22 protein-coding genes and 1 tRNA gene are annotated in these 26,928 nt (G+C 67.7%); 15 read left to right on the plus strand and 8 right to left on the minus strand.

What is annotated here, in order from left to right:
- Positions 1–4,893 carry an NAD-glutamate dehydrogenase gene (locus ACYVLV_RS08115; protein WP_460809045.1) on the plus strand — a complete coding sequence of 1,631 codons (4,893 nt, stop codon included), beginning with the start codon at positions 1–3 and terminating at the stop codon, positions 4,891–4,893.
- A gap of 101 nt (positions 4,894–4,994) precedes the next feature.
- Here the strand turns inward: ACYVLV_RS08115 and ACYVLV_RS08120 are convergent, their stop codons facing one another.
- Entirely contained in the window at positions 4,995–5,642 is a 648-nt protein-coding gene (locus ACYVLV_RS08120; RefSeq protein WP_460809046.1) for a class F sortase, read from the minus strand.
- A 47-nt stretch (positions 5,643–5,689) separates the two neighbouring features.
- The gene (locus ACYVLV_RS08125) at positions 5,690–6,964 is read right to left on the minus strand and encodes a hypothetical protein (protein ID WP_460809047.1); all 1,275 of its coding nucleotides are present in this window, start codon (positions 6,962–6,964) and stop codon (positions 5,690–5,692) included.
- Between the two features lie 186 nt (positions 6,965–7,150).
- On the opposite strand from ACYVLV_RS08125, the gene ACYVLV_RS08130 reads away from it, so the two are divergent.
- The 3 genes from ACYVLV_RS08130 (at position 7,151) to ACYVLV_RS08140 (ending at position 11,096) form a co-directional block, all read left to right on the plus strand.
- Positions 7,151–8,539, plus strand: coding sequence for an amidase (locus ACYVLV_RS08130; protein WP_460809048.1), 1,389 nt, complete (start codon positions 7,151–7,153; stop codon positions 8,537–8,539).
- A gap of 63 nt (positions 8,540–8,602) precedes the next feature.
- Positions 8,603–10,207 (plus strand): FHA domain-containing protein, encoded by a 1,605-nt coding sequence (locus ACYVLV_RS08135; protein WP_460809049.1) that lies wholly within the window; start codon positions 8,603–8,605, stop codon positions 10,205–10,207.
- Between the two features lie 4 nt (positions 10,208–10,211).
- A complete protein-coding gene (locus ACYVLV_RS08140) occupies positions 10,212–11,096 on the plus strand; it encodes an SDR family NAD(P)-dependent oxidoreductase (RefSeq protein WP_460809050.1) in 885 nt (294 codons plus the stop codon).
- Between the two features lie 5 nt (positions 11,097–11,101).
- On the opposite strand, the gene ku is transcribed toward ACYVLV_RS08140, so the two are convergent.
- Positions 11,102–12,037, minus strand: a complete 936-nt coding sequence (gene ku / locus ACYVLV_RS08145; RefSeq protein WP_460809051.1) for a non-homologous end joining protein Ku — start codon at positions 12,035–12,037, stop codon at positions 11,102–11,104.
- A 50-nt stretch (positions 12,038–12,087) separates the two neighbouring features.
- On the opposite strand from ku, the gene ACYVLV_RS08150 reads away from it, so the two are divergent.
- The 5 genes from ACYVLV_RS08150 to ACYVLV_RS08170 all read left to right on the plus strand — a co-directional run bounded on the left by ACYVLV_RS08150 (position 12,088) and on the right by ACYVLV_RS08170 (position 16,502).
- A complete protein-coding gene (locus ACYVLV_RS08150) occupies positions 12,088–12,993 on the plus strand; it encodes an ATP-dependent DNA ligase (protein WP_460809052.1) in 906 nt (301 codons plus the stop codon).
- Positions 12,990–13,880, plus strand: a complete 891-nt coding sequence (gene ligD / locus ACYVLV_RS08155; protein ID WP_460809053.1) for a non-homologous end-joining DNA ligase — start codon at positions 12,990–12,992, stop codon at positions 13,878–13,880. Before ACYVLV_RS08150 ends, ligD begins: the two co-directional genes overlap by 4 nt.
- Positions 13,881–13,987: 107 nt before the next feature.
- Complete coding sequence (locus ACYVLV_RS08160; RefSeq protein ID WP_460809054.1) at positions 13,988–14,551, plus strand: S24/S26 family peptidase; 564 nt, start codon at positions 13,988–13,990, stop codon at positions 14,549–14,551.
- A gap of 75 nt (positions 14,552–14,626) precedes the next feature.
- Positions 14,627–15,319, plus strand: a complete 693-nt coding sequence (locus tag ACYVLV_RS08165) for a response regulator transcription factor (RefSeq protein ID WP_460809055.1) — start codon at positions 14,627–14,629, stop codon at positions 15,317–15,319.
- On the plus strand, positions 15,312–16,502 hold the full coding sequence (locus ACYVLV_RS08170; protein WP_460809056.1) for a sensor histidine kinase: 1,191 nt from the start codon (positions 15,312–15,314) through the stop codon (positions 16,500–16,502). Before ACYVLV_RS08165 ends, ACYVLV_RS08170 begins: the two co-directional genes overlap by 8 nt.
- Before the next feature lie 22 nt (positions 16,503–16,524).
- Here the strand turns inward: ACYVLV_RS08170 and ACYVLV_RS08175 are convergent, their stop codons facing one another.
- Positions 16,525–17,379 carry a hypothetical protein gene (locus ACYVLV_RS08175; protein ID WP_460809057.1) on the minus strand — a complete coding sequence of 285 codons (855 nt, stop codon included), beginning with the start codon at positions 17,377–17,379 and terminating at the stop codon, positions 16,525–16,527.
- Positions 17,380–17,502: 123 nt separating this feature from the next.
- Here ACYVLV_RS08175 and uvrA point away from each other — a divergent pair, with 123 nt between their 5' ends.
- The gene (gene uvrA, locus ACYVLV_RS08180) at positions 17,503–20,019 is read left to right on the plus strand and encodes an excinuclease ABC subunit UvrA (protein ID WP_460809058.1); all 2,517 of its coding nucleotides are present in this window, start codon (positions 17,503–17,505) and stop codon (positions 20,017–20,019) included.
- A gap of 30 nt (positions 20,020–20,049) precedes the next feature.
- On the opposite strand, the gene ACYVLV_RS08185 is transcribed toward uvrA, so the two are convergent.
- Together ACYVLV_RS08185 and orn are read right to left on the minus strand one after the other, a co-directional pair.
- Positions 20,050–20,125, minus strand: a tRNA-His gene (locus ACYVLV_RS08185).
- A gap of 76 nt (positions 20,126–20,201) precedes the next feature.
- The gene (gene orn / locus ACYVLV_RS08190; protein ID WP_460809059.1) at positions 20,202–20,852 is read right to left on the minus strand and encodes an oligoribonuclease; all 651 of its coding nucleotides are present in this window, start codon (positions 20,850–20,852) and stop codon (positions 20,202–20,204) included.
- Between the two features lie 76 nt (positions 20,853–20,928).
- Between orn and ACYVLV_RS08195 the strand changes: the two genes are divergently transcribed.
- The gene (locus ACYVLV_RS08195) at positions 20,929–21,654 is read left to right on the plus strand and encodes a thioredoxin domain-containing protein (protein WP_460809060.1); all 726 of its coding nucleotides are present in this window, start codon (positions 20,929–20,931) and stop codon (positions 21,652–21,654) included.
- Positions 21,651–22,661, plus strand: a complete 1,011-nt coding sequence (locus ACYVLV_RS08200; protein WP_460809061.1) for an adenosine deaminase — start codon at positions 21,651–21,653, stop codon at positions 22,659–22,661. The genes ACYVLV_RS08195 and ACYVLV_RS08200 overlap by 4 nt, the downstream gene beginning before the upstream one ends.
- A gap of 108 nt (positions 22,662–22,769) precedes the next feature.
- Here ACYVLV_RS08200 and ACYVLV_RS08205 read toward each other — a convergent pair whose 3' ends face one another.
- Positions 22,770–23,189 (minus strand): arsenate reductase ArsC, encoded by a 420-nt coding sequence (locus ACYVLV_RS08205; protein WP_460809062.1) that lies wholly within the window; start codon positions 23,187–23,189, stop codon positions 22,770–22,772.
- 78 nt (positions 23,190–23,267) lie between these two features.
- Here ACYVLV_RS08205 and ACYVLV_RS08210 point away from each other — a divergent pair, with 78 nt between their 5' ends.
- From ACYVLV_RS08210 to ACYVLV_RS08220, 3 genes are all read left to right on the plus strand, one after another.
- Complete coding sequence (locus ACYVLV_RS08210) at positions 23,268–23,609, plus strand: ArsR/SmtB family transcription factor (protein WP_460809063.1); 342 nt, start codon at positions 23,268–23,270, stop codon at positions 23,607–23,609.
- Positions 23,610–23,686: 77 nt separating this feature from the next.
- Complete coding sequence (locus ACYVLV_RS08215) at positions 23,687–24,535, plus strand: cation diffusion facilitator family transporter (protein ID WP_460809064.1); 849 nt, start codon at positions 23,687–23,689, stop codon at positions 24,533–24,535.
- A gap of 93 nt (positions 24,536–24,628) precedes the next feature.
- On the plus strand, positions 24,629–25,513 hold the full coding sequence (locus ACYVLV_RS08220) for an SGNH/GDSL hydrolase family protein (RefSeq protein ID WP_460809065.1): 885 nt from the start codon (positions 24,629–24,631) through the stop codon (positions 25,511–25,513).
- Here the strand turns inward: ACYVLV_RS08220 and ACYVLV_RS08225 are convergent.
- Complete coding sequence (locus tag ACYVLV_RS08225; protein ID WP_460809066.1) at positions 25,510–26,856, minus strand: HNH endonuclease; 1,347 nt, start codon at positions 26,854–26,856, stop codon at positions 25,510–25,512. The genes ACYVLV_RS08220 and ACYVLV_RS08225 overlap by 4 nt on opposite strands.
- Between the last annotated feature and the right edge of the window lie 72 nt (positions 26,857–26,928).

Below are 26,928 nucleotides of genomic sequence, written 5' to 3' on the forward strand. Positions count from 1 at the left end.
GTGTCAAAGACGACGCAGGATTCCGACAAGGTAGAACTCATCGACCGAGCCATCGAGCTGGCTCGGCAGGGCAAAGGCACCGGGGGGCCGCCTCGAGATCAGGTCGAGCCGTTGATGCGCTCCTACTACCGCTACGTCGCGGGCGAGGATCTGAACGGCCGCACCGAGGTCGACCTCTACGGCGCGTTGGCCTCCCACCACAAGTTGGCCGGCAAGCGTCCCCAGGGCACCGCTCGCGTGCGGATCTTCACCCCCACCCAGGCCGAACACGGCTGGGCGGCCAACGGGCGATCGGTCGTCGAGGTGGTGGTCGATGACATGCCCTTCCTGGTCGACTCCCTCACCATGGAACTCTCCCGACAGATGCGAGGAGTGCACCTGGTCGTCCACCCGAACGTCGACGTGGTCCGGGACGTGGCGGGTTCACTGCAGCAGGTCGCCCCGGTCGCGGACTCCTCGTTCGAAGCGCCGGAGGGCTCCATCAGGGAGTCTTGGATGCACGTCGAGATCGACCGGGTGCGAGACGGTGACGACATCGACGCGATCGTCGAGGACATCCAGCGTGTGCTGCGCGACGTCCGGGAAGCGGTCGAGGACTGGGACCGGATGCATACCCAGGTCGAGGATGTCGTCACCCGACTCCGCTCGGAGCCACCCCCGCTGGACAAGGACGAGGTCACCCAGGCCGCCGACCTGCTGGCTTGGCTGGCCGAGGAGCACTTCACCTTCCTGGGCTACCGCGAGTACCAACTCGGGACCGCGACGGTCGATGGCCACGAGGGACCCGAGGAGATCGAGGTCCTCCGCGCCGTTCCCGGCACCGGTCTGGGGATCCTGCGCGCCGACGCTCCGACCTCTGAGTCCTTCAGTCGCCTGCCGGAGCCGGTCAAGGCGAAGGCTCGCGAGAAGACCCTGCTGGTGCTGGCCAAGGCCAACTCGCGGGCGACCGTGCACCGACCGGCGTACTTGGACTACGTCGGGGTGAAGACCTTCGGCGTCGATGGGGAGGTCACCGGGGAGCGGCGCTTCCTGGGCCTGTTCTCCAGCGCCGCCTACACCGAGTCGTTGCGGAGGATCCCGCTGATCCGGGAGAAGGCTGATGCCGTCCTGCGCGCCAGCGGTTTCGATCCGCGCAGCCACGCCGGTAAGGCGCTGATGGACACCCTCGAGACCTACCCGCGCGACGAGCTCTTCCACACACCGGTGGACGAGCTGGCGCCGATGGCCGAAGCCGCGATGCACGCCCGCGAGCGCCGTGCGGTGCGCATGTTCATCCGCCGCGACACCTACGGACGCTACGTCTCGGTCTTGATCTACCTGCCGCGGGACCGCTACAACACCGCCGTCCGGGAACGCTTCTCCGAGATCCTGCGCTCCAGGCTCGAGGCGGACTCCGTCGAGTTCACCGTCCGGATCAACGAGTCGACCACCGCGCGGGTTCATTTCGTGGTGCGCCTCCCCAAGGGCGAAACGATCCCGGAGATCGACATCGCAGACCTGGAGCGTCGTCTGGCCGAGGCGTCGCGCTCCTGGGTGGACGACTTCACCAGTGCCGTGTCCGCCGAGTTCGGCGAGGAGGCCGGGACGTCCCTGGGGCGTCGCTACGTCGACTCCTTCCCGGAGGCCTACAAGGAGGACTTCAATCCCCGCACGGCTGCGGCCGACCTGGGACGGCTGGAGTCGATTTCGGGTGAGAACGGGATCGACCATTCGTTGTACCAACCCGTCGACGCGGGTCCGGGCGAAGCGCGACTCAAGGTCTACCGGGTCGGCACGCCCCTGTCTCTCTCGGAGATCCTCCCGATGCTGTCCTCCATGGGGGTGGAGGTCGTCGACGAACGGCCCTACGAACTCAGCGGGCTCGAGCGGTCGTCGTTCATCTACGAGTTCGGGCTGCGGTACGGCGGAGCCCTGCCCGAAAAGGCCCGCCAGCTGTTCCAGGACTCCTTGCGTGCGGTGGCCGAGGGCTTCAACGAGATCGACGGGTTCAACGAGTTGGTCCTGGGAGCGCGGCTGACGTGGCGCCAGGCCACGGTGCTGCGCGCCTACGCGAAGTATCTGCGACAGGGGAACTCGCCGTTCGCGCTCGACTACATCGAGGGCGCGTTGGGTGCCAACGTGGACATCACCCGTCAGCTGGTCGAGTACTTCGAGGTCCGCTTCGATCCCGACGCCCACGCAGACGACACGGACGCTCGCACCGAGGCCATGGACCGGGTCCAGGCCTCCATCGAGCACGCCCTGGAGGACGTGGCCAGCCTGGACCACGACCGCATCCTGCGTTCCTACCTGACGTTGATGCGCGCGACGCTGCGCACCAACTACTTCCAACCCTCCGACATCGAGGACCCCGACAGCCCTCCGCGTTCCTACATCTCCTTCAAGCTCGAACCCTCGGAGATCCCGGACCTGCCCGAGCCCCGTCCGCGCTACGAGATCTTCGTGTACTCGCCGCGAGTGGAAGGTGTGCACCTGCGTTTCGGTCCGGTCGCGCGTGGTGGCCTGCGGTGGTCGGACCGTCGCGACGACTTCCGCACCGAGGTGCTGGGCCTGGTCAAGGCGCAGATGGTCAAGAACACCGTCATCGTCCCGGTGGGTGCGAAGGGCGGCTTCTTCTGCAAGCAACTGCCAGACCCGAGCGATCGGGATGCCTGGATGGCTGAGGGAATCGCCTGCTACGAGACATTCATCTCCGGCCTGCTCGACATCACCGACAACCTCGCCGACGGCGACACGGTGCCGCCGCGTCGGGTGATCCGTCACGACGGCGACGACTCCTACCTCGTGGTCGCGGCCGACAAGGGGACCGCAACGTTCTCCGACAACGCCAACCGGGTCGCGGGGGAGTACGGCTTCTGGCTGGGCGACGCCTTCGCCAGTGGTGGCTCGGTCGGCTACGACCACAAGGCCATGGGCATCACTGCCCGAGGCGCGTGGGTCTCGGTGCAACGACACTTCCGGGAGCGCGGCATCGACTCCCAGACCGAGGGCTTCACCTGTGTCGGGATCGGCGACATGAGCGGAGACGTGTTCGGCAACGGCCTGCTGTGCTCGGAGACGACCCGCCTGGTCGCGGCCTTCGACCACCGTGACATCTTCATCGACCCACAACCCGACGCCGCTGCGTCGTACGTCGAGCGCCAGCGTCTTTTCGACCTGCCCCGATCCAGTTGGCAGGACTACGACACGTCACTGATCTCAGCCGGGGGCGGGGTCTTCAAACGCTCAGCCAAGTCGATCCCCCTCAACGACGAGATTCGCGCGGCACTCGACCTGGACAAGTCCCTGAAGGCGATGACCCCGGCCGAGTTGATGACGGCCATCCTGAAGGCACCGGTGGATCTGTTGTGGAACGGCGGCATCGGGACCTACGTCAAGGGGGTCAACGAAACCCATGCGGATGTGGGTGACAAGGCCAACGACGCGATCCGGATCGACGGTGTTGATCTGCGGGCGATCTGCGTCGGCGAGGGAGGAAACCTCGGACTGACCCAGGCTGGGCGGATCGAGTACGCCCGAGGCGGCGGTCGGATCAACACCGACTTCATCGACAACTCCGCCGGGGTGGACACCTCCGACCACGAGGTGAACATCAAGATCCTTCTCGACCAGATCGTTGCCTCGGGTGATCTGACCCAGAAGCAGCGGAACCAGGTGCTGGTCGACATGACCGATGAGGTCGCTGCTCTGGTGCTGCGGGACAACTACGAGCAGAACCTCGCCCTGGCCAACGGGGCGGAGAACTCGGCCCCGTTGCTGCACGTGCACGAGTCCTGGATGAAAAGGCTCGAGGCCCGAGGGATCCTCAACCGTGAGTTGGAGGGATTGCCGCCCAGCCGTGAGGTGAGCCGACGTCTGGCCAACAACGAAGGGCTCAGCCAGCCCGAGCTGTCGGTGCTGCTGGCGTGGACCAAGATCGTGTTGGCCGACGAACTGCTCGACACCGACCTGCCCGATGACCCCTACTGCGACCAGGATCTGCGCAGCTATTTCCCAACCCAGATCCAGGATCGCTTCGCTCAGCAGATCCGCGAGCATCCCCTACGTCGCCAGATCATCGTGACCCAGATCGTCAACGACCTGGTCAACGGGGCCGGTCTGACCTTCTGGCCGCGGCTGGCCGGTGAAACCGGTTCCGATGCGGCCGAGCTGACCCGGGCGAACTTCGTGGCTCGCGAGATCTTCGGCTCCCTCCCGCTGCGTGAGGAGCTCGCCACCTTCGACAACCGACTCGACGCCGACGTGCAGACCCGGGTCCGGATCGAGATGCGCACCCTGGTGGAACGAGCCTCACGATGGATGGTCAACAACCGACGACCTCCCCTGGACAGCAGCGCCACGGTGGACTTCTTCTCCCAGCCGGTCCAGGAAGCCATGGGTCGTCTGCCGGACCTGATGGTCGGAGCGGAGTTGCGGTCCTTCGAGGAGCGACGCGACAACCTGTTGAGCCACGGGGTGCCGATGGAGTTGGCGTTGCGGGTCGCGGTGCTGCCGCCGGCGTACATGCTCCTCAACGTGGTCGAGATCTCTGATCGCGACGGCGTGCCCGTCGACGACGTCGCCCGCGTCCACTTCACCCTGGGTGAACGCCTGGGGCTCTCGACGCTCGTGCAGCGGATCCTCACCCTGCCTCGCGATGACCGGTGGCAGACCATGGCCAGGGCAGCCCTGCGCGATGACCTGCACTCGGTCCACGCCCAGCTCACCAGCCAGGTGCTGGCCAGCACCTCCGCCGAGGACCCGGCGCCCCTGCGGGTGGCGACCTGGGAGGAGTCCGACGCGGTCGTCGTCAACCGTTCGGCATCGACGCTGGCCGAGATCTGCACCGACGAACGGGCCGACCTGGCGCGGATGTCGGTGGGCCTGCGGGTGGTGCGAGGTCTGCTGGCCTAGCTCGACCCGAAACGACCAAGACTGGCCATGTTACTGACCGTCGTTACTACTACCGGACTGTTACAACGGTCCGGTAGTAGTAACGACGGTCAGTAACTAGGTCAGACCCGACGCACCGGGTAGGCCAGGACCACGATGTTGCTCAGGTAGATCCCATCGGCGGAGAAGTCCGCGCAGGTCACCAGGACCAGCCGGTTGGCGGGACGGTCCTGCCCGAAGAGGGTCTGGGAGTACTCCGCGATCTCGGAGCGGGAGTACTTCTCGACCGAGGTCACGACGTAGTCGACGGCCATGCCGTCGTCGGTCGCCCGGATCCGGTCGCCGATCACGAGTTCGCCGAGCCGGTTCATGACTCCGTCGCCGGATGAGACGGTGTGGCCGGTCAGCACCGATTGTCCGTTCATCGCACCGACCGAGGCGCTGTCGTTCCATCGGCCCACCATGTCGGTGTCGGAGGGCGGGGAGAGGACACCGCTGCTTCCGAGGGCGACGTTCACCAGGCTTGCCTCGAGATCGATCGCGGGAATCTGGAGTACGTCACCGGCCACCGGTGAATCGCCCGTGGAGGTGGTCAGCACCTGCCCGGGGTTCACCGGCGCCGGAGCCACCTGTGAGAGACCCGCGGCACCCACCCGGGGATCCGCTGGTGCGAAGCCTCGGTCGAGGCCCGCCACCCCCGGACCCAGGAGCGCCACGGTCGAAGCGAGCACGACCAGGAGACGGAAGGGACGCGCCATGCTGTTGTCCACTTCCGTCTCCTGTCGGTGCGTACTCATCGTCGGGTCTGAGAAGTTGCTCAGTGCACCGAGAAGCGGCGGTAGCCGAGCAAGCCGGCCATGCCGGTCAGCAGCACCAGGGCGCCACCGAGGGCTCCACCGAGGAGGGTGGTCTGGTCAGCGGTGCCGGCTCCGGCGTCGACGAAGGTCGGGACCGTCGGGTTACCGGGGTTGCCCGGGTTACCGGGGTTGCCGGGGTTGCCCGGGTTTTCCGGGTTCTCGGGGTTTTCCGGGTTCTCGGGGGTGCTGACTCGGTCGTTGGGGCCACAGTTGACGCGAGCGATCTCGATGTCGACCAACGGGTCGCCGGAGAACTGCTGGGCGGCGGGCAGGAGCTTCAGCACCACGGCGGTCACATCGATCGACCCGCCGGAACGCGTCTGGCGGTTCAGGGTGATGTCGAGGATGTTGTCCTCCAACGGCGCCAACTGCGGGGCGATCTGCGCGATCAGCGCGTTGACGATCTCATCCTGGATCGGGTCGATGAGGGCCTGCAGAGGAGCCAATTGGGCGTCGAGGGTGTTGTTGAGGTCGACCCGAAGCGCGTCGATCACGGTGTTGAGCACGACATCGAGGTTGGTCAGCACCTTGGTGTTGGGCGGCGGGCTGGCCGGAAATTCGACGAGGTCGATCGAGGACCCGGCCAGATCGAGTTGAAGCTTCGTGTCCGCGATGTTGGACGTGCCGCTCAGAGCGGTGCCCGGTCCGGCGGTGCAGCTGGCCTGGACGGCACCGAGAGTGCCGCCGAGACCGGTAGCGCCGAGGGGCTCGAGTCCGTCGGTGATCGCCTGCGTCAGGGGACCCACCAACTGCGGAACCACGGCGTTCAGCGGCGCGAACGGGCCGAGAGCGGAAGCCGGGTCGATCAGGACCGCGCCCGTCAGGTCCAGATTGGCGATAGAGATGCCCACCGGGTCTCCGGGGCTGATGCATTCGGACTCGCCGACCGTAGCCACCCCTCCACCGTCACCGGCGACACCGGAGCAGGCGGCCGACACGCCTTCCTTGTTCTGCACGAGGGCCTGAGCGTCCTGAGCCAGGACACCGATGTCGAGCACGTTCTGGTTGCCCAACACCGCGATCGGCGGGTTGGCCACGCCGGTCTTGACCTCGCCGGACCCGTCGTTCGTGGCGGCGGTGGTGCCGGTGTCCTGACCGCTTCCGGCGATCGAGAGGCTCAACGCGGTAGCCGACGCCTGCGACACGGTCGGGGCGGCCAGCGCGGGTGCCGAGGCCATCGCGGTGAGCGTCAGGGCCCCCAATGCGGCGGCGATGGTCTGGATACGGGTGTTCACAAATGCTCCTGGGGGGGGGTGCTGGGCGGGCGGCTCACCCCCCAGTCGGCGCCGTCAGTTCGGCATAACGGACGTCACGGTACGCGATATTCTGGGGTGTTTCAGCCGATACTCAGTGTGTGGACAGAATCGTGAAAATTGTCAATGACGACCGGCCCGCTGGGGGGCCGGGGGATACTCGCTCGCATGCCGGAACCGATCGTTGAAGCAGCTACCGACATCGTCTCTCGCGTCCAGCGGGAAGAGGTGAGCGTCGGCGAAGTGGTGGACCGTGCGCTCACGCGGATCCGGGACCTGGACCCAGCCCTGAACGCCTTCTCTGTGGTGCTGGGCGAGGATGCCGTTCAGACGGCGGCACTGCTCGACCGGAGCGGTGGCGAGGGAGGTCCCCTTCGCGGGGTCCCCATCGCCATCAAGGAGGAACTCGATGTGGCCGGGGCCGTGACGACCTTTGGCGGTCGCGGCAACACGACCCCGGCTGCGACCGACGGTGAGGTGGTACGCCGCCTGCGTGAGGCCGGCGCGGTCATCGTGGGGAAGACCAACATGCCCGAGTTCGGCGCCTTCCCGTACACCGAGTCGGTCGCCAACGGCATCACTCGCAATCCGTGGGACCCGAGTCGGACTCCCGGAGGGTCCAGTGGCGGGACCGCAGCGGCCATCGCCTCGGGGATGGTGCCGGTGGCGATCGGCGGAGACGGTGGCGGTTCGATCCGGATCCCGGCCGCCTGCTGTGGCCTGTTCGGGCTCAAGCCCCAGCGCGGACGGGTGACCAACTCTCCGAACGAGCACCTGTGGTGGGCCCTGGGAACCGTGGGCCCGTTGAGCCGCACGGTGCGCGACAGCGCGGTCGTCTACGACGTGATCCGCGGCAGTCTGCCCGGCGACCGGTTCCGCGCCGCGCCGAGCGACTCCTTCGAGGCTGCGTGCGACCGCGAACCCGGTCGCCTGCGCATCGGGTGGTCGGTCAAGCCGGTGACCAAGGGAGTCCGCCCCGACCCGCTGCACGTGGCCACGGTGCGACAGCAGGTCGCCCTGTTGGCCGAGTTGGGTCACGACGTACGAGAGATCGATCCGCGGTACCCAGACCCGACCGCGGTGTTCGTCCCACAGTTCCTCGCCGGGATCCGCGCCGAGGCGGAAGGGGTGGAGCACTACGAACGGCTGGAGCGTCGTACCCGTGAGACCTGCCGGCTGGGTGGTTGGGTGACTCCACGCATCACCGAGTGGGCCATGACGCAGTCCGAGGTCCTGGGGAAGCGGGTCAATCGGATGTTCGACGACATCGACGTCCTCCTCACCCCTACGATGGCGCACCGACCCGCCGCCGTGGGCATGTTGGACGGTCGAGGGACAGTGGCTGCGTCGCTGAGGTCGCTTCCCGCGATCGCCTACGTCGCTATCTGGAACGTCGCGGGCAACCCGGCTGCTGCCGTGCCCTGCGGGATCGGTCCCGACGGACTGCCGTTGAGCGTGCAGCTCGTGGGTCGACCCCATGAGGAGACCACCCTGATCAGCCTGTCGGCGCAGCTGGAGCGCACCCGCCCGTGGCCGCTGGTCGCTCCTTCCCCCTAGCCCGGCAGCCCGGTAGCCCAGCAGCCGGGCATCCGCCGAGCCGAACGTAGGATTCTCCCCACCATGACCCCCGGCCCAGCACTGCGTATCGACGTCGAGGGACGCGTCCTGACCGTCGACCCGCCTGAGGTAGTGCGGATCGGCCGATCGAGCGATGCCGACGTACGGCTGTCCGGCGAATCGGTTTCCCGGGCTCACGCGGAGCTGCGCCCGGGCCCGCAGGGATGGGTGTTGGTCGACGTCGGGAGCCAGCACGGCACCTTCGTAGACGATCGCCGGATCGAGGAGGTGGTGGTGGTCGGGCCGATCTCGGTGCGCTGTGGGCCCCGCGAGGGCGGCTCGACCTTCACCGTTGAGCTCCCGGCCGCCGATCCAGCACTGACCCCGCACCCTGATGCGCCGGCGGCCGACTTCGCGGACACGGTGGTGTTGTCGGGGCCGATGCTGGCGCCTTTCATCGAGGGTGACGGAGCGGCGCCGACACAGACCAGGAGCGGACCGGATCTGCTCGTGGTCGCAGAGGGTCACGAACTGAGGTTCCCGCATGCGACCTCACTGACGATCGGTCGTCATCCTGATTCCACGGTGGTGCTCACCGACCCGGTCGCCTCTCGGCAGCACGGGAGGCTGGACCCCGTGCCGGGGGCCTGGGTCTTCACCAACGACTCGGCCGAGGGCACGTTCGTGGACGGTGAGCGAGTCACGAGTCTGCGGATCGAGGAGCGGAGGACCCTCCGACTGGGGCATCCGGTCGCCGGACCTCAGCTGACGGTGGCTCCGATCCTGTCCGTCCAGGAGGAGGAATCACGGGCCGCTCGGGCGCGTCGAGGTCGACGATGGCGACGGGTCGGTGCTGCGGTGGCTGCCGTGGCGGTGGTCGGCGCTCTGGTGGCCGGCGCGGCGACCCTGCTGCCGAGGTCGAGCGACCAGACACCGGCGGCCACGGCCACTCCCGACGCGGGCCCGGATCTGCTGACCTCGGAGGAACTGGACTCGGCGAAACTGGCGACGGTGTTGATCCTCGCGGAGTCGACCGACGCCTCGGGGGCGGCGGTGTCCTACACCGGTTCGGGGTCGATCCTCACCCCGGACGGGCTGATCCTCACCAACGCGCATGTGGCCGAGCCGGAGACCGAGGGGCTCGAGGAGCGCTACGGGGAGAACTACCTGACGAATCCGTCGGTGCTCCTGGTGGCCCTGCTCGAGAACCCCGATGACTCACCGGCCGCGCCGGCCTTCCGGGCCCGAGTGGTGGAGAGTGACGGTCGGATCGACGCCGCGATCATCCAGATCTTCGCCACCATCGACGGCGATCCGGTTGACGACCTGGATCTCCCGACGATCCCGATCGGTGACTCCGACCTGCTCCGCACCGGTGACGACGTGACGATCCTGGGATTTCCCGGGATCTCGCAGTCGCAGGGGGTGTCGATCACCACCGGAGTGATCTCCACCTTCGTCAACGATCCGGACCTGGGGCCGCGGGCCGAGATCGACACCGACGCCCGGATCGCTCCGGGCAACTCGGGTGGTCTGGCCATCAACAACCAGGCCGAGATCATCGGGGTCCCCTCCGCGTTCTTCGCCCAACAGGGGGTGCCGATCGTGTCCGGTCGGATCCGCCCGATCAATGTGATCGCCGACCTCATCTCCAACGTCGAACAGTGAGCCGATGAGCCTTCTCCTCCACACCCCCCTGGCCAGATCGAGACGCATCCTGGGCGCGGCTGCCCACCGGCTGATCGGACGCCCACCACGCAGCCCACTGACGGGCCGGACCGTGATGGTCACCGGAGCCTCATCGGGGATCGGCGAGGCCACCGCGGTCCTCGCCGCCGAACGCGGTGCCGTCGTCCTCCTCGTTGCGCGGCGAGTCTCGGACCTGGAACGCGTTCGTCAGGTGATCGAGAACAACGGGGGCGTTGCCGTCGCCTATCCCTGCGATCTGACCGACCCGCTGGCCATCGACACCCTGGTCGCCACGGTCCTCGCCGACCACGGGACGGTCGATTACCTGGTCAACAACGCGGGCCGGTCCATCCGGCGGTCCCTCGAACTCAGCGGGGATCGGCTCCACGACTTCGATCGCACCATGGCCATCAACTACTTCGGTCCCGTACGGCTGACCATGGGTCTGTTGCCGGCGATGCGGGCCCAGAGATTCGGTCAGGTGGTCAACGTGGTCAGTTGGGGAGTGCAGCTGAAGGCTCCGAAGTACTCCGCCTACCTCGCCTCGAAGGCGGCCCTGGACACCTGGTCGAGGATCGCGGGGCGAGAGACCTACGGCGAGAACGTCACCTTCACCAACATGCGCTTCGGACTCGTCCGCACCGCCATGGTCGTTCCGACGCAGACGGTCGAGGATCGCCGGGCGATGTCACCGCACACGGCGGGTCTGCGCGTGGTCCGCGCCCTGGAGGAGCGCCCGATCACGGTCAACCCCCTGGTCGGAAGCGTGGGGGAGGTCCTGAACCTGGCTCTGCCTCGAGTCAGCGACGCAGTGATGCACCGGTTCCACCGCTCCACCCCGGACTCGCCCGCAGCCCGGGGCGAGTAGCCCGGCTAACTGGCCTTCTTCGCTGCCTTCTTGGTCGGTTTCTTGGCTGCCTTCTTCGCGGTGGTCTTCTTGGCCGGCTGCTTCGTTGCTGCCTTCTTTGCCGTCTTCTTGGCTGTTGTCTTGGACGGGGTCGACTTCGCAGGCGGCGAATCCTCGGTGTCCTCACCCCGGGCCGTCTTGGCCGCGTCCACCGAACGCTGCAGGGCAGCGAGCAGGTCGACGACCTCGCCGGAAGACTTGGTGGAGGTGGGCGTGCGTTGGAGTTCGCCGCCCTCGATCTTCGACTTCACCAGGGCTTCGACCGCCTCGGCATAGTCGTCTTCGAAGTCAGCGGCGTCGAAGTCTCCGGCGAGTGTCTCCACGAGCATGGTGGCCATGGACACCTCGGCGTCCTTGACCTCGCCCACGTCGATGGTGAAGTCCGGCGTGCGGATCTCGTCGGGCCACATCATCGTCTGCAGGACGATGACGTCTTCGCGCACCCGCAGGACCGCGATGGTCGTACGGTTGCGAATCGCGACCGTGACCACGGCCATCCGGTCGGCGTCGACCAGGGCCTGACGCAACAGGGCGTAGGGCTTGGCGCCGGCCTTCTCCGGCTCGAGGTAGTAGGACTTCTCGAACAACATCGGGTCGATCTGGTCGGACGGGACGAACTTCTCCACGGCGATCTCGCGGCTGTTGGCCGCCGTGGGCAGCGACGAGAGATCGTCCTCGTCGAGGATCACCATCTCGCCGTCCTCGGTCTCGTAGCCCTTGGCGATCTCGGAGTAGGGCACCTCCTCACCGTCGAGTGAGCACACCCGTTGGTACTTGATCCGGCCGCCGTCCTCACGGTGGACCTGTCGAAACGAGACGTCATGGCTCTCGGTGGCGGCGTACAACTTGACCGGAACACTGACCAGGCCGAAGGAGACCGCTCCCTTCCAGATGGCACGCATGACCTCAGCCTACGCCCGACCGGACCCGTCGAGGGTCCATGATGGGCCCCATGCGCCCCATGCTGGCGACCCGAGGTGAGGTCGTTCCCACCGGTGAGAACTGGACCCACGAGGTGAAGTGGGACGGGATGCGGGTGCTCGCGGACGGCGCCGGGACCGCCCTCCGGCTGACCTCCCGGACCGAGAACGACGTCACGGTCGCCTTCCCGGAGTTCCTCGACCTGGCCGGTCGCGACGTCCTGCTGGACGGTGAGGTGGTGGCGTTCGCCGCCGGGATCCCGAGCTTCGGTGCCCTGCAGGAGCGGCTGCACGTGCAGCGCAGCGCACGCGCCCGGATCCTGGCCCAACGGGTGCCGGTGACGCTCGTGGTCTTCGACGTGTTGCGGGTCGGCACTGCTGATCTGCGCGACGAACCCCTGTCGACTCGACGCGAGGCTCTCGCGGAGCTCGAGCTAGACCAGAGCCACGAGCACGTGCAGGTGCCCCCGGCGTACGACGACGGGCCGATGCTGCTCGACGCCACCCGGTCCCAGGGGCTGGAGGGAATGGTGAGCAAGCGTCTGGACAGCCGCTACCTCACGGGTCAGCGCAGCCGGCACTGGCTCAAGTTCCCGCACCGGATCCGGGAGTCCTACGTGGTCGGCGGTTGGCGGTCCGAGGTCGGCGCAGAGTCGCGGCTGGGCGCCATTCTCGTGGGATCGGTGGGAGAGGGGGACTCGCTCTGGTTCCGCGGTCGTGTGGGGAGCGGCATCGCGGGTCGGCAGGGCGCCATGCTGCGCGACCTCTTGCTTCCCCTGGAGCGAGCGTCCTCGCCCTTCGCCGAACCGGTGCCACGGGTGGACGCTGCAGGAACGCGCTGGGTGGAACCGGTGCTGGTGGTGGAGGTCGAGTCGCTGGGGGTCTCGGCCGCGGGACGGCTACGGCAGCCGGCATATCAGGGGGTCAGTGCGCAATGAAACGCAGCGAGGTCCACGTAGACGTCGAAGGGCGGACGCTGCGGCTGACCAATCTCGAGAAGGTGATCTATCCCCGGACCGGTACGACCAAGGGGGAGGTTCTGAACTACTACGCCCGGATCGCCCCGGTCCTGCTGCCTCACCTCGCCGACCGTGCCGTGACCCGGATCCGCTGGCCCCACGGCGTGGATGACCTGAGCTTCTTCGAGAAGAACGCCCCGGGGGGAACCCCCTCGTGGGTTCGGACGGTGTCGATGCCGACATCGTCGGACAAGCCGTTGGTCTTCCCGATCTGCTCCGACCTGGCGACGTTGACGTGGTTGGCCAATCTGGCTGCCCTGGAGTTGCACGTGCACCAGTGGCAGGTGGGCCGGCGTGGTCGGCTGTTCCCCAGCGATCGGATCGTCATCGATCTGGATCCCGGTGAACCTGCCGGACTCCAGGAGTGTGCGCAGGTGGCTCTGCTCGTTCGGGAGCTGCTTGCGGATCGGGACCTGGTCGCCCGCCCGGTCCTCAGCGGCAGCAAGGGCCTGCATCTGTACGCCGACCTGCCCGGGCGGATGCCGGCCGAGGATGCCACCGCTCTGGCCCGCGAGGTGGCCGAGACCCTGCAGAAAAGGGAACGGGCCCTGGTGACGGCCACGATGACGAAGTCGGTGCGCAGCGGAAAGGTGTTCTTGGACTGGTCCCAGAACGCGGCGTCGAAGACCACCGTCTCGCCCTACTCCCTGCGCGGCAAGCAGTGGCCGCAGGTTGCGGCCCCCATCACCTGGCAGGAGGTGCGCACGGGCGCGGAGGACCCCGACGGACTCGAGCAGTTCCGGTTCGCCGACGTCCTGGAGCGCGTGTCCGAGCACGGCGATCTGTTCTCCACCGATTCGGTCTGAATCGATCCTCTTCACACAATCTTGTTACTCATTCGTGTAGCCGACGTTCTGCGCCCGTATGAGGACGCGTCCTACGCTTGAGCCTCAGGAGACTAGGTAGAGAGTGCATGGGCCCGACTGTGGAGATTGCGCCAACCGCGAGACGACGGGTGTGGACCGCCCGCGCTGCGGTTCTGCTGGTGGCGCTCATCGTTGCTCCGGTCACCGTGCTGGCCCTGGTGCCGACCGTGTTCGGACTGGAGCGGTACGTCATGACAAGCGACGTCATGGGCGGATCGCTCTCGCGAGGATCCTTGATGTTCGATCGCATCGTGCCGGCCAGCGACGTAGAGGTCGGCGATGTGGTCAGTTACCGTCCTCCTCCGTCGGCCGAGATGGATTTTTTCATCACCCGTCGCGTCGCCGACGTCGGCGACGGGTATATGCAGACCCAGGCCGACACCCACTCCGAACCCGACCCGTGGTGGGTGCAGCAGAGCGACTATCCAGCCATCTCCCGAATGGTGATCGGCGTGCCGTACATCGGCTACGTGTCCTTGTGGGCCGAGGGACGATCCACCTGGAATCTCGTGCTGATCGGGGCAGGAAGTCTCCTGTTGGTGGTGCTGGCCCGAGACCGCTGGGGCTCGCGACCGCGGCGTAGCGAGCACGCGGAGGCTGTCGGGGTCTGAGGCCAACGAGTCCCGACGTGCCGGTCTGGGTGACTTCCCTCCGGGGGAGGGACCCATGGCCCTATGATCGACCCCATGGTTCACAGAGTTCTTGTCGTCGAAGACGAGGAAGACATTGCCTTCCCCCTCGTACGGACGCTGGAACGTGAGGGCTACGACGTGCTGTGGGTCGACAGCGGCAAGAAGGCCCTGGAGGAACTAGAGGGTCGTTCGGCCGACGTGGTCATCTTGGACCTGGGGCTGCCGGACATGGACGGGCTCGACGTGTGCAAGAGCGCCCGTTCGGCGGGCTATCAGGGTGCGATCATGATCGTGACCGCCCGCGCCGGCGAGCTGGATCGCGTGGTCGGGCTCGACTTCGGGGCGGATGACTACTTGGCGAAGCCCTTCGGATTGGCCGAACTCCAGGCTCGGGTGCGCGCACTGCTGCGCCGCACCGGCAACGGTCCGGACGACGATGACATCCCCGACGGTGCGTTGCGGATCGACGTGGACGCGCGCCGCGTCTACGCCGGAGACGACGAGGTTCCCTTGACGGGCAAGGAGTTCGACGTGTTGAACATCCTGGCCGCCCACCGTGACAAGGTCGTGTCCCGCGGCCGGCTGATGGCCGATGTCTGGGACGAGAACTGGTACGGCTCGACCAAGACCCTCGACGTCACCATCGGTCGCCTGCGTCAGAAGCTCGAAGGGGTCGGCGTCCAGGAACGCGTCGTAGCGGTCCGGGGTGTGGGATTCCGTCTCGAGGGTGCCGCTCCCGATGCGTGAACGCCTGACGATCGCGTTCGCGATCGTGATGCTGCTGCTGATCGCGGTGGCGGGGGTGATCCGGGGTTACGCCCTGGACGGTTCGTTGCGGGAGAGGGCCAGCGAGGATGTCGTACGCGACACCGCGGTGATCGCCACCCTGCTCACCGAGCGCCAGGCTGCCGGTCAACCGATCGACGAGGCTCAACTCACGCAACTGATCGACACCTACGATCGGATCGAGGTGACGGCGCAGGACGGCGAGATCACCCGCGCATCGGGGGAGAACTTCGACATGGAGGGCTCGATCGCGGCGTCCTTACCCCTGGCCGACGGCACACTGACCGTTCGTGTGGCACCGGTCACTTCGCGTCAGGCTTGGGCCGATGGATTGGCGGGGGTCGTCTTCCTCTTCCTGCTGCTGGCGGTGGTGGCGGCCCTGATCGGATTCATCCTGGCCAGTTACCTGGCCGCGCCGTTCCGGCAGCTGGCCACCGCTGCGTCCGCGCTCGGGCGCGGCCGGTTCGACCTGGACCTGCCCACCACTCAGGTCCCCGAGGCGAAGAAGATCGCTCGGGCGCTGGAGAGCAGCGCGTCGCTGCTCCGCGACAGGATCGGTCGGGAGCAGCAGTTCTCCGTCCACGCCTCTCACGAGTTGCGCACGCTGCTGACCCGGCTTCGGTTCGAACTGGAGGAACTCAGCAACTCCGAACCCGCTGGCTCGTCGGCACGACGGGTGGCCACGACCTGCCTGGGGTCGGTGGATCAACTCAACGAGGTCGCCGGAGAGTTGGTCGAGATCTCGCGACGTGGATCGCTGGTCGCGGGCGCGGAGATTCCGCTTCGGGACCTCGCCACCCAGTCCGCTCAGCTCTGGGCGGACCGCCTGGCGGAGGAGAGCCGACTCGTGACGGCCGCGGTGGAGGGCGAGATCGAACTGCTGCTCACCCCGGGACCGGTGGAGCAGGTGCTCGACCTGCTTCTGACCGACGTGGTCAAGCACGGGGCCGGCGACGTGAGGCTGGTGTTCGAAGGGGCCACGACATCGGTCCGGGTCAAAGTGACCTGCATGCACCCCGCCGTCACCGGGGACGGCGAGGCCGAACTGGTCGCGCAGGCCCGCTTGGTCGTCGAAACCCTCGGCGGCCGTTTCGAGAGCCTCGAGGACGGACACCGGATGACGGTGCTGCTACCGCGACGCTAGCGTCGCGGGGCACGCGGCAGGGTCAGTCGCAGACGTCGCACAGACCGGTCGGCGGGATGGCCATGTGACAGCGGGGGCACGTGTTGACCGGACGTTCTTCGCGCGCAGCCTTGCGGGCACGTGACCGGCTGGCCGCGAGCTTGGGGGTCAGCGCGCGGCTACCACCGTCGTCGGGCAGACCGATCGCGTCGTGGTCGCGGTAGCACCGCAGTCGCTCGTGGGCCGCGTGGTCGTCAGGGTCGCCGGGGCGGGTACCGGTCAGCGTCGTGATGCTGGCGGCGTACGCCTCACCCACGCTGCCCTGGGCGTTGACGCAGAGGGACGCCAGGTTGGCCTCGTCCTTCTCGGCACAGATGACCGCGACCCGGGCCAGCACGTCACCGATCCAGTGATGGATGGCCTGGGAGGTGCGGATCCCGCTGTGGAACTGAATCTGGGCGGCGAGTTCCTTGTAGGTGACCACGGACTGGTAGGTGCCAGCGGCACCCCGCAGGACGTCGTGGGCGGCCTCGGCCCAGGCGTCACGGCTGACGTCGAGGTCGAGATCAGCGGCATCGCGCCACTCGCCGGGAGCGGGGGTCTCCAGGGAGAGCAGGTCCTCGGTGGCCGTCACCTCGAAGTCGAGGTCACGCAGCACCTTGGCGGCTCCGGTCTTGCCGTCGGAGAAGTCCGCGCTGGGCGCTACCTCGCCGGTCGCATACCGGTGGGCGACCCCGAGGATGGCCTTGGAGTCGTAGTTACGACCGTCGTGGCGCAGGTGGTAGTCGCGGGTGCGAGCGAATCCGTAGTCAGCCAAGAAGGCTTCGGCTCCGCGTTCGTCGTACTCGCCCATCGCTTGAACAACGTGATCATGGGTGACCTTGCGAAAATCGGGCATAGGTCGACCATAGGGCTTGCATGGGTGAGCCCCGCATTCGGTGGGCGGGGAAGTGCCGATGCTCACGTGGTCCAGTGCGCTCCCGGCGCGTCGCGCGGGTTGAAGGGCAGGTAGAAAGACAGGGTGCCCCACGACCCGAGCGACCACTTCGTCCACGTTCGCGGTGCCAGCGAACACAACCTGAAGCACATCGACGTCGACCTCCCGCGAGACGCCATGGTCGTGTTCACCGGGGTCTCCGGGTCGGGAAAGTCGTCCTTGGCGTTCGGCACGGTGTACGCCGAGGCGCAGCGTCGCTATTTCGAGTCGGTCGCGCCCTACGCGCGCCGGCTGCTGCAGCAGGTCGGTGCTCCGCACGTGCAGGAGATCACCGGGCTGCCACCGGCGGTGGCGCTGCAACAGCGGCGTGGAGCTGCGAGCTCCCGATCGACGGTGGGCACCCTCACCACGATGTCCAACCTGCTGCGGATGCTCTACTCGCGCGCCGGCTCCTACCCCGATGGAGCCGCACGCCTGGGCGCGGAGGCGTTCTCGCCGAACACCGCGGCGGGGGCCTGCCCGCGCTGCCATGGGTTGGGGAAGGACCACGACGTCGCCGAGGGCCTACTCGTCCCCGACCCCTCGCTCAGCATCCGCGAGGGCGCCATCGCCGCGTGGCCCGGCGCCTGGCAGGGCAAGAACCTCCTGCGGATCACCAAGGCCGTCGGGATCGACGTCGACCTGCCGTGGCGCGACCTCGCCCAGAGCGACCGGGACTGGCTGCTCTACACCGATGAACAGCCGCGCGTCCTGGTCGACCGTCGTGGGGAGCCCGACGACTCCACGGGGCGTGACTACTACGGCACCTTCTGGAGCGCCCGCAAGCACGTGCGCCATGTGTTGGCCGACACCAAGAGTCAGATGATGCGCGACAAGGCGATGCGTTTCGTGCGTGGCGTGGTGTGCCCGACCTGCCGCGGCACGGGTCTGCAACCCGACTCCTTGGCGGTGACCTTCGCCGGACGCAGTATCGATGAGATGAACGACCTGTCGTTCGCGGATCTGGTCGAGGTGCTGCGCCCGGTGGCCGAGCTCACCGAGGCCGCCGCGGCCACGTCCACGGCTGATTCGGGAGAGGCGACCGAGGTCGCGGTCCGGATCTGCGCCGATCTCGTGGCCCGGGTCGAGGTGCTGCTTGGCCTGGGACTGAGCTACCTCGCCCTGGGGAGGAGCTCCACGACCCTGTCGCCCGGTGAGGCGCAACGGCTGCGGATCGCCACCCAGTTGCGTTCCGGCCTCTTCGGGGTCGTCTACGTCCTCGACGAGCCGTCTGCGGGCCTGCACCCGGCCGACGCGGAGCCGCTGATCGACGTGTTGGACCGGCTCAAGGAGTCCGGGAACTCGCTGTTCATCGTCGAGCACGACCTCGATGTGGTTCGGCGGGCCGACTGGATCGTCGACATCGGTCCAGGGGCCGGTGAGCACGGCGGTGAGCTGGTGTACTCCGGCCCGGTGGCAGGCCTCGAAGACGCCGAGGGGTCCGTCACCGCGGAGTACCTCTTCGGACGCTCCGCACCCCTCGAGCGGCCACGGCGTACCCCGCACGGGTGGTTGCACCTGCGAGGGATCAGCCGGCACAACCTCGAGGATCTCTCGGTGGACATCCCGCTGTGTGTGCTGACCGCGGTGACCGGTGTGTCCGGATCGGGCAAGTCCACGTTGGTCACGCAGGTGCTCGCCGAGCTGGTACGCCGTCACGTGGGTCAGGCACCGGACGAGCCCGAGAGCGGAGCTGCGAGTGAGTTGGAGATCGACGCCGTGGACGGGGTGGACGCCCAGGGTCTGGAGTCCTTCGACCGACTCGTCCGCGTCGACCAGCGCCCGATCGGACGCACCCCACGCTCGAATCTGGCGACCTACACCGGGCTCTTCGACGCCGTCCGCAAGGTGTACGCCGCGACGCGGGAGGCGCGCGAGCGCGGCTACGGCGCAGGGCGCTTCTCGTTCAACGTCGCGGAGGGACGCTGCGAGACCTGCCAGGGGGAGGGCACCGTGTCGGTCGAGCTGCTGTTCCTGCCGGGCACCTACGCCGCATGCCCGACCTGCCACGGCGCCCGCTACAACGCCGAGACCCTCGAGATCGACTATCGCGGCAAGAACGTGGCCGAGGTGTTGGCTCTCTCGGTGGACGAGGCCGCCGAGTTCCTGGCGGACGTCCCCGCCGCCGAGCGCAGCCTGTCCACACTGCGCGAGGTCGGTCTGGGCTACCTGCGTCTGGGGCAGCCGGCGACCGAACTCAGTGGTGGAGAGGCCCAGCGGATCAAGTTGGCGACCGAACTGCAGCGCGCCCGACGGGGCCATGCGCTGTATCTGCTCGACGAACCCACCTCGGGTCTGCACCCGGCCGACACCGCCCTGCTGGTCCGGCAACTGCACCGGCTGGTCGACGCGGGCAACACCGTCGTCCTGGTCGAGCACGATCTCGACACCATCGTCAGTGCCGACTGGGTGATCGACCTGGGACCCGGCGGGGGCGACGGGGGCGGTCGGGTGATGGCCACGGGAAGTCCTGAGGAGGTCGCGCTCGTCGAGGGCAGCGCCACGGCGCCCTACCTGGCCACCAGGCTGGGTATCGAGTCCGAGAACGGGTCGAGCCCCTGACCTGTCAGAACAGGCCAGGGGCTCGGGGTCTGGGGTGAGTAACGGGACTTGAACCCGCGACATCCGCCACCACAAGGCGGCGCTCTACCAGCTGAGCTATACCCACCACGGAGCCTCGTCGCCGCAGCGGCAAGGACCGAGGAGAAGTGTAGACCGACGGTGGCCCAGCCTCAGAATCGGCCTCAGTCTGTGGCGGGTGGCTCTCCGGTCAGTCCGGTCAACGCGCCGCCGTGCTTGGCGGCGACGACTCCGGCCGTGGCCGAATCGGGACCGGGGGCGGGCACGAACACCGCTTCGCGGTAGTAGCGCAGTTCCTCGATGCTCTCCTGGATGTCGGCCAGGGCGCGGTGGTTCCCGCGCTTGGGCGGCGAGGCGTAGTAGGCGCGGGGGTACCACCGGCGGGAGAGCTCCTTGATCGAGGAGACATCGACGATCCGGTAGTGCAGGAAGGCATCGAGGTCGAGCATGTCGCGGGCCAGGAACGCACGGTCGGTGCCGACGGTGTTGCCGGCCAGGGGCGGTCGGCTCTCGGTGCCGCAGTGTTCGGTGAGGTAGGCCAGGACCTGGGTCTGGGCCTCCTCGAGCGTCACGCCGCTGTCGAGTTCCTCCAGGAGCCCGGACTTCTCGTGCATGGAACGGACGAAGGGGATCATCTGCTCCAGCGCAGCGGCAGGAGGCTTGATGATGATATCGACCCCCTCGCCCAGCACGTTGAGATCGAAGTCGGTCACGAGCGCGGCGATCTCGATCACCGCGTCCGCAACGAGGTCGAGGCCGGTCATCTCACAGTCAATCCATACAAGTCGGTCAGTCACGCTGCGCACCCTACTCATCGCCACCCCCAGCGGGGCTCTACGGTTCGGGGTGGCAGGTCGGGTGGCAGGCGAGTGGCAGGCGGGGAGACAGCACATGGTGACGAGGAACGCCGCAGAACAAGCGGAGAAGCAGCGCCGACAGCGTCGCGCAGCACGGTTGAACCTGTTGGGCGTGGCGGGTCTGGTGGCGGTGCTCATCGGCGCCGCCGTCGCGTTCAACCTCATCCGGGACACCGGACCGGGACCGGTGGACGCACCGGCGGCCGGCGCTAGCGAGTACGGCTTGGTCATCGGTGACGATCAGGCGCCCACCACGGTGGTGGTCTACGAGGACTTCGTCTGTCCCTTCTGCGGCGAGTTCGAGGCCGCCAGCGCCGATGAGTTCGCCGCCTTGGCCGACGAGGGCAAGGTGCTGGTCGACTACCGGGTCTTCGATCTCCTGGGCACCGACTACTCGAGCGATGCGGCCCAGGCTTTCTCCGTCGTGCTCGCCGAGAGCGGGCCGGAGGTGGCCTCGGCCTTCCACGACCTGCTCTTCGAGGAGCAGCCGGAGGAGTCGGGGCCCTTCCCCGACAGCGACTGGTACGTCGACCTCGCCGTTCAGGCGGGAGCCGAAGATGGCGCCGTACGGCCGGGGATCGAGGAGGGTGACACCACCTGGGTCGACCAGGCCACGGACGAGGCGGCGAACGCCGGGGTCCAGGGAACCCCCACCATCCTGCTCAACGGCGAGGTGTTCGACGACTACAGCGATCTGGAGGATGCAGCGTCGTCGCTGGTTTCGGTGATCACCGAGCGAAGTGCCACGATCGAGCCATGAGTTCGAGCCAGTTGTCCGCATTCATCGCTGCCCTGCCGAAGGCCGAACTGCACGTCCATCAGGTCGGGTCCGCCTCGCCGCGGATCGTCAGTGAGTTGGCCGAGCGGCACCCCGGGACGGTGCCCTCCGACCCCGAGGAACTGCGTGCGTTCTACGAGTTCCGCGACTTCGCCCACTTCATCGAGGTCTATCTGGCCGTCGTGGGGTTGATCCGGACGCCGGAGGATATCCGCTACCTGACCTATGAGGTCGCCCGGGAGCTGACCCAGCAGCAGGTGCGCTACGCGGAGTTGACCTGCACGCCGTACACCTCGGTGGCGGTCGGCATTCCGATCGAGGCCTACAGCGAGGCCATCGAGGATGCCCGGGTAGCGGCCGAACGGGACTTCGGTCTGACCATGCGGTGGATCTACGACATCCCCGGCGAGTCGGGCCTGCCAGCGGCCGACGCGACCCTGTCCTACGCACTGAACCACCCCACGGACGGTCTGGTCGGGTTCGGCCTCGGCGGTCCCGAGGTGGGGGTGCCGCGACCCCAGTTCGAGCCGCACTTCTCCGCCGCCCGCGCTGCCGGGTTGCGCTCCGTGCCGCACGCCGGTGAGACGACGGGCGCGCAGACGGTGTGGGACGCCGTACGCCTCCTGGGGGCCGAGCGGATCGGCCACGGGACGTCGGCCGCCTCGGATCCGGATCTGTTGGATCACCTGGCGGCCGAGGGGATCGCGCTGGAGGTCTGCCCGTCCTCCAACCTCGCGACCCGTGCGGTGGCCTCGATGGACGAGCACCCGTTGCCCGCCTTCGTGGCGGCCGGGGTGCCGGTGACGATCAACTCCGACGACCCGCCGATGTTCAACACGACGCTGAACCGTGAGTACGAACTCGCCGCGGATCTGTTGGAGTTGGACGAGCGCGGCGTGGCCGACCTCGCGCTGGCGGCCGTCACGGCATCGTTCGCACCCGACGACGTGAAGACGAGCATCGCCCGGGAGATCGAAGCCACTCTCTGAGGTGTGGGGCCCCGCCACCTCATACGCGGCGGGGCACTGCCCGTTCTACGCGGCCATCGGTCGTGGATGGGGCAGGCACGCCGTACGACGTCGGTGAGCTGCCCGTGATCAGGTCAGGAGGTCGGCGAGCAGGGCCTCGACCCGGGCCTTGATCTCGTCACGGATGGGACGCACGGCGTCCAAGCCCTGACCGGCGGGGTCGGCCAACTCCCAATCCTCGTAGCGCTTGCCGGGGTAGAACGGGCAGGCGTCCCCGCAGCCCATGGTGATGACCGCGTCAGAGGTCTGCACGGCCTCGTCGGTCAAGACCTTCGGGCTCGCCGACGTGATGTCGATCCCGATCTCGGCCATCGCCTCGACCGCGGCGGGATTGATCTGATCGGCGGGCTGGGATCCCGCGGAGAGGACCTGGACCCGATCGCCGCCGAGGTGGGCGGTGAAGGCCGCGGCCATCTGGGACCGGCCGGCGTTGTGCACGCAGACGTACAGGACGGTGGGCACATCGGCGGACCTAGCTGACATAGACATGCGTCTATGTTGTCAGAAGTGTCGGCGAGGCAGACTCCCGCCTTGACCAGCAGCGCTCGTGATGAATAACATCGTTGGATGACGATGAATGAGGCTCCCGCCTTGACCGAGACAGCGGCGCTGTTCCGCGCGCTGGGGGACCGGCAGCGATTGCGGATTCTGCAGCACCTGCTGTCCGGCGAGCACCGGGTCGTCGATCTGACTTCTCACCTCGGCCTGGCCCAGTCGACGGTGTCCAAGCATCTTGCGTGTCTTCGGGACTGCGGCCTGGTCGAGTCGCAGGCGGTAGGCAGATCCTCGGTCTTCACCCTGTCGCAGCCCGCCATGGTGACAGCGTTGCTGGGGTCGACTCAGTCGCTCCTGAGGGCGACCGGCGATGCGGTGACGACCTGTTCGACGTACGACGAGGTGAGCGCCTGATGGGCGCTGGTCACGGGCACGGGGCTGGTCCGATGTCGTCCGGGTCGATGTCGGCAGGGGCGCGTCATCGCACCCGGATGCTGATTTCGTTCGCGTTGGTGGCGTCCTTCTTCCTGATCGAGCTGGTGGCGGGTCTGGTGACGGGCTCGTTGGCGCTGATCTCCGATGCCGGTCACATGGCCGCCGACGTGGTGGCTCTCGGGGCGGCACTCCTGGCGACCCGGATCGCGGGCCGTCCGGACCGGACCGGTCGACGCAGCTACGGGTCCTACCGCGCCGAGATCTTCGCGTCGGGATTCACGGTGCTGTTGATGCTGGGCGTTTCGGCGTACGTCGTGATCGAGGCGTTGGGTCGGATGGGGGAGACCGTCGAGATCGACGCCGTGCCGGTGCTCGTCGTCGGAGCGATCGGACTGCTGATCAATCTGGTCACGCTGGTCCTGCTCCGTAGTGGGTCGAGGGAATCGTTGAACGTGAAGGGTGCCTACCTCGAGGTCGTGGCCGACGCCGTCGGCAGCGTCGGGGTGATGGTCGCCGCGGTGCTGGTGCTGACGACGGGCAACGGGGTCTGGGACACCGTGATCGCGCTGGCGATCGGCGCGTTCGTGTCCGTGCGGGCCGTCTTCCTGGGCCGTCAGGTGCTGGCCGTGCTGGGACAGCACGTGCCCGAGGGGCTGGACATCGAGGTGGTGGCGGCCGACCTGAGCGCTCTCGATGGGGTGGGGGATGTGCACGATCTGCACGCCTGGACCCTCACGTCGGGGATGAATGTGGCGACCGCACACCTCGTGCTGAGCGAGGGTGCCGACGCTCAGACCGTTCTTGGCGCGGCCCAGCAGGTGCTCAGCCGCGACCACGCCATCGACCACGCGACGCTCCAGGTGGAGGACCAACCGTTGGCGGCCTGCCACGAGGTCACCTGGTGAGGGATCACTTCCTGGGCTGACTGCGGCCATCTCGGGGACGTAGGGGCCGTGGCTGACGTACTTTGTTGCCACCGTTCAGCCAAGGGAGCCCCTGTGTCCACCGTCCGATCTCGTCTCGCGGCCAGCATGCTGGCCCTCACTCTTGCCGGCGCCGTTCTGGTGCCCTCCGCTGCCTCGCCTGCGGGCACGGAACGTCCCGGACCGCTGAGGTACGTCGCCCTCGGCGACTCCTACAGCGCCGCGTCGGGAGTCCTCCCCATCGACCTCACCGATCCCACCGCTTTGCAGTGCACCCGATCCACGCGCAACTATCCGAAGGTGATCGCCAAGCGGATCGGAGCCACGCTGACCGATGTCACGTGCGGCGCGGCGGACACCAACGACTTCACGGGGTCCCAGCAGCCGGGGGTCGCTCCCCAGCTGGACGCGCTGCGCAAGAACACGCAACTGGTGACGATGACCATCGGTGGGAACGACAGCAGTGTCTTCATCAACTCCATCCTGCGGTGCGGCGCGCTGGGGATCGCCTCAGCGGGCCAGGGGAGCCCCTGCAAGGACGAGTACGGCGCCTCGTTCGTTCGCACGATCCGCAAGAAGACGTTCCCTGCGTTGAAGCGTGCGCTGCGTGCGGTGCACCGGAAGTCGCCGCGCGCCCGAGTGGCGATCCTGGGCTATCCGAGGATCCTTCCGCCGACCGGCGGTTGCTTCCCGCTGATGCCGGTGGCGACAGGCGACGTGCCTTACCTGTTCAAGCTCCAGACGGTTCTCAACAACAAGGTCCGCCAGGCGGCCCGTAAGACCGATTCGATCTACGTCGACGTGCCCCGTGCGTCGCGCGGACGCGACGCGTGCCAGTCGATACCGAAGCGCTGGGTCGAGCCGGTGCTCGTGGGCACGAACCCGGTGATCGTGCATCCCAACGCCCGCGGGGAGGCCGCGATGGCGCGGTTGACCATGAAGCGACTCGGCTTGCGCTAGGCGCCAAGGACCAGCTCGTAGCCGCGGATGATGTCGATGACGACGCGTTCGGCGGGGGTGTGTGGTGGGTGTCCTTTGGCGGGTGTGGGTGCTCGGGGTGCGGTGGAGGTGTAGCGGTGGCCGCTCGGGGTGATCGTGGTGACTTGATGTCGGTGGCTGTGGGGGTCGGTGGTCTGGGTCCAGCCGGGGGCCTGTTTGGCGTGGTTGCAGGCCTCGCAGAGACCTTGACCGTTCTCTGCGGACGTTTCTCCACCGGTGTCGGCTGTGTGGATGTGGTCGGACTGGGCGATCGGGGCGTCACACCAGGGGGTGCGGCAGATCCCTTGGTCGCGTAGTCGCAGGAACTCGGCGATGGTTGCGGTGTGGAGGCGTTGTTTGGTGGTCATCGCGACCAGGCGGCCGTGGGGGTCGGCGTACAGGCCCCGGATGAACGTGATGGCCTCGGAGTCCATGGAGTTCGCGATGAGGTGGCGGGCGATCTCGGCCGGGACGGGTCCGTAGCCAGGGACGTCGGCGGGTTCGTGTCCGCCGCCGAAGAGGCTGGTATCGGACATCACGACGTTCACGGTGATCGGTGCTTCGGGCGCCTGTTCCTGACCGGTCAGTCGGGCGACGAGGGTGTCGGCCATGATCTGGCCCTTGGACCGGTCATCGCCAGCGGCTTTCGCGGCAGCGACTGCGTGTTGCAGCGCGGCCCAGCAGGCGATCCCCTGGGTGGCGGGGAGTGCCCCGGTGAGGTAGGACATCGTGTCGGGGGCCGGCCGCAAGGACACAGTGCGTTCGGATGCGGCCTTCCGGTTCCGACGGGTCACCGCGGCCGGGTCCAACCGGGCTGCGTGGGACCGGAGCATCGCGACCAGACGCCGGGTCCCGACTCCTTCCAGCACGGTCTCGTCGGCACACATCGCCTCATCGACCCATCGGCGGTCCTCGACGGTGAGGCAACTGGTTTCGCGGACCATCAGCGTCGCGGCGTACTCCGAGAGTCTGCCGGTGTGTAACGCGTCCGCGGTGTGGGGCATCTCGGCCCGCAGGGTCTTGGCGACGGCGAGAAACACCTGCCCCCGGTGCGGGGACTCCCGGCGGGCCAGGGCGACCTGGTGGGCCACCCCACGTCCCTGCCGTCGTGCGGGTTCCCCGGCCGCTGCCTGCTGGGCTCGTTGGGAGGTGTCGAGGTCGACGGCGAGGTCACCCTGGAGGGCGGAGATCGTGTTCTTCAGATCCTCCAACGTCTCCAGCATCGCGACCCGTTCGGCGTCGGTGACGCCGTCGCGACCTTGCGGCAACGCGGACTCCATCGCGTGGCGGTGCCACGTTTCGAGGGTTCCGAGAGCCAGGGTCATACCCTCAATTGTCGTCGAACACCTGTTCGATGACAAGGGGTCGAAGCAATCTGTGGAGAACTATTTCGCCCT

It is taken from the genome of Nocardioides salsibiostraticola (assembly GCF_054783655.1).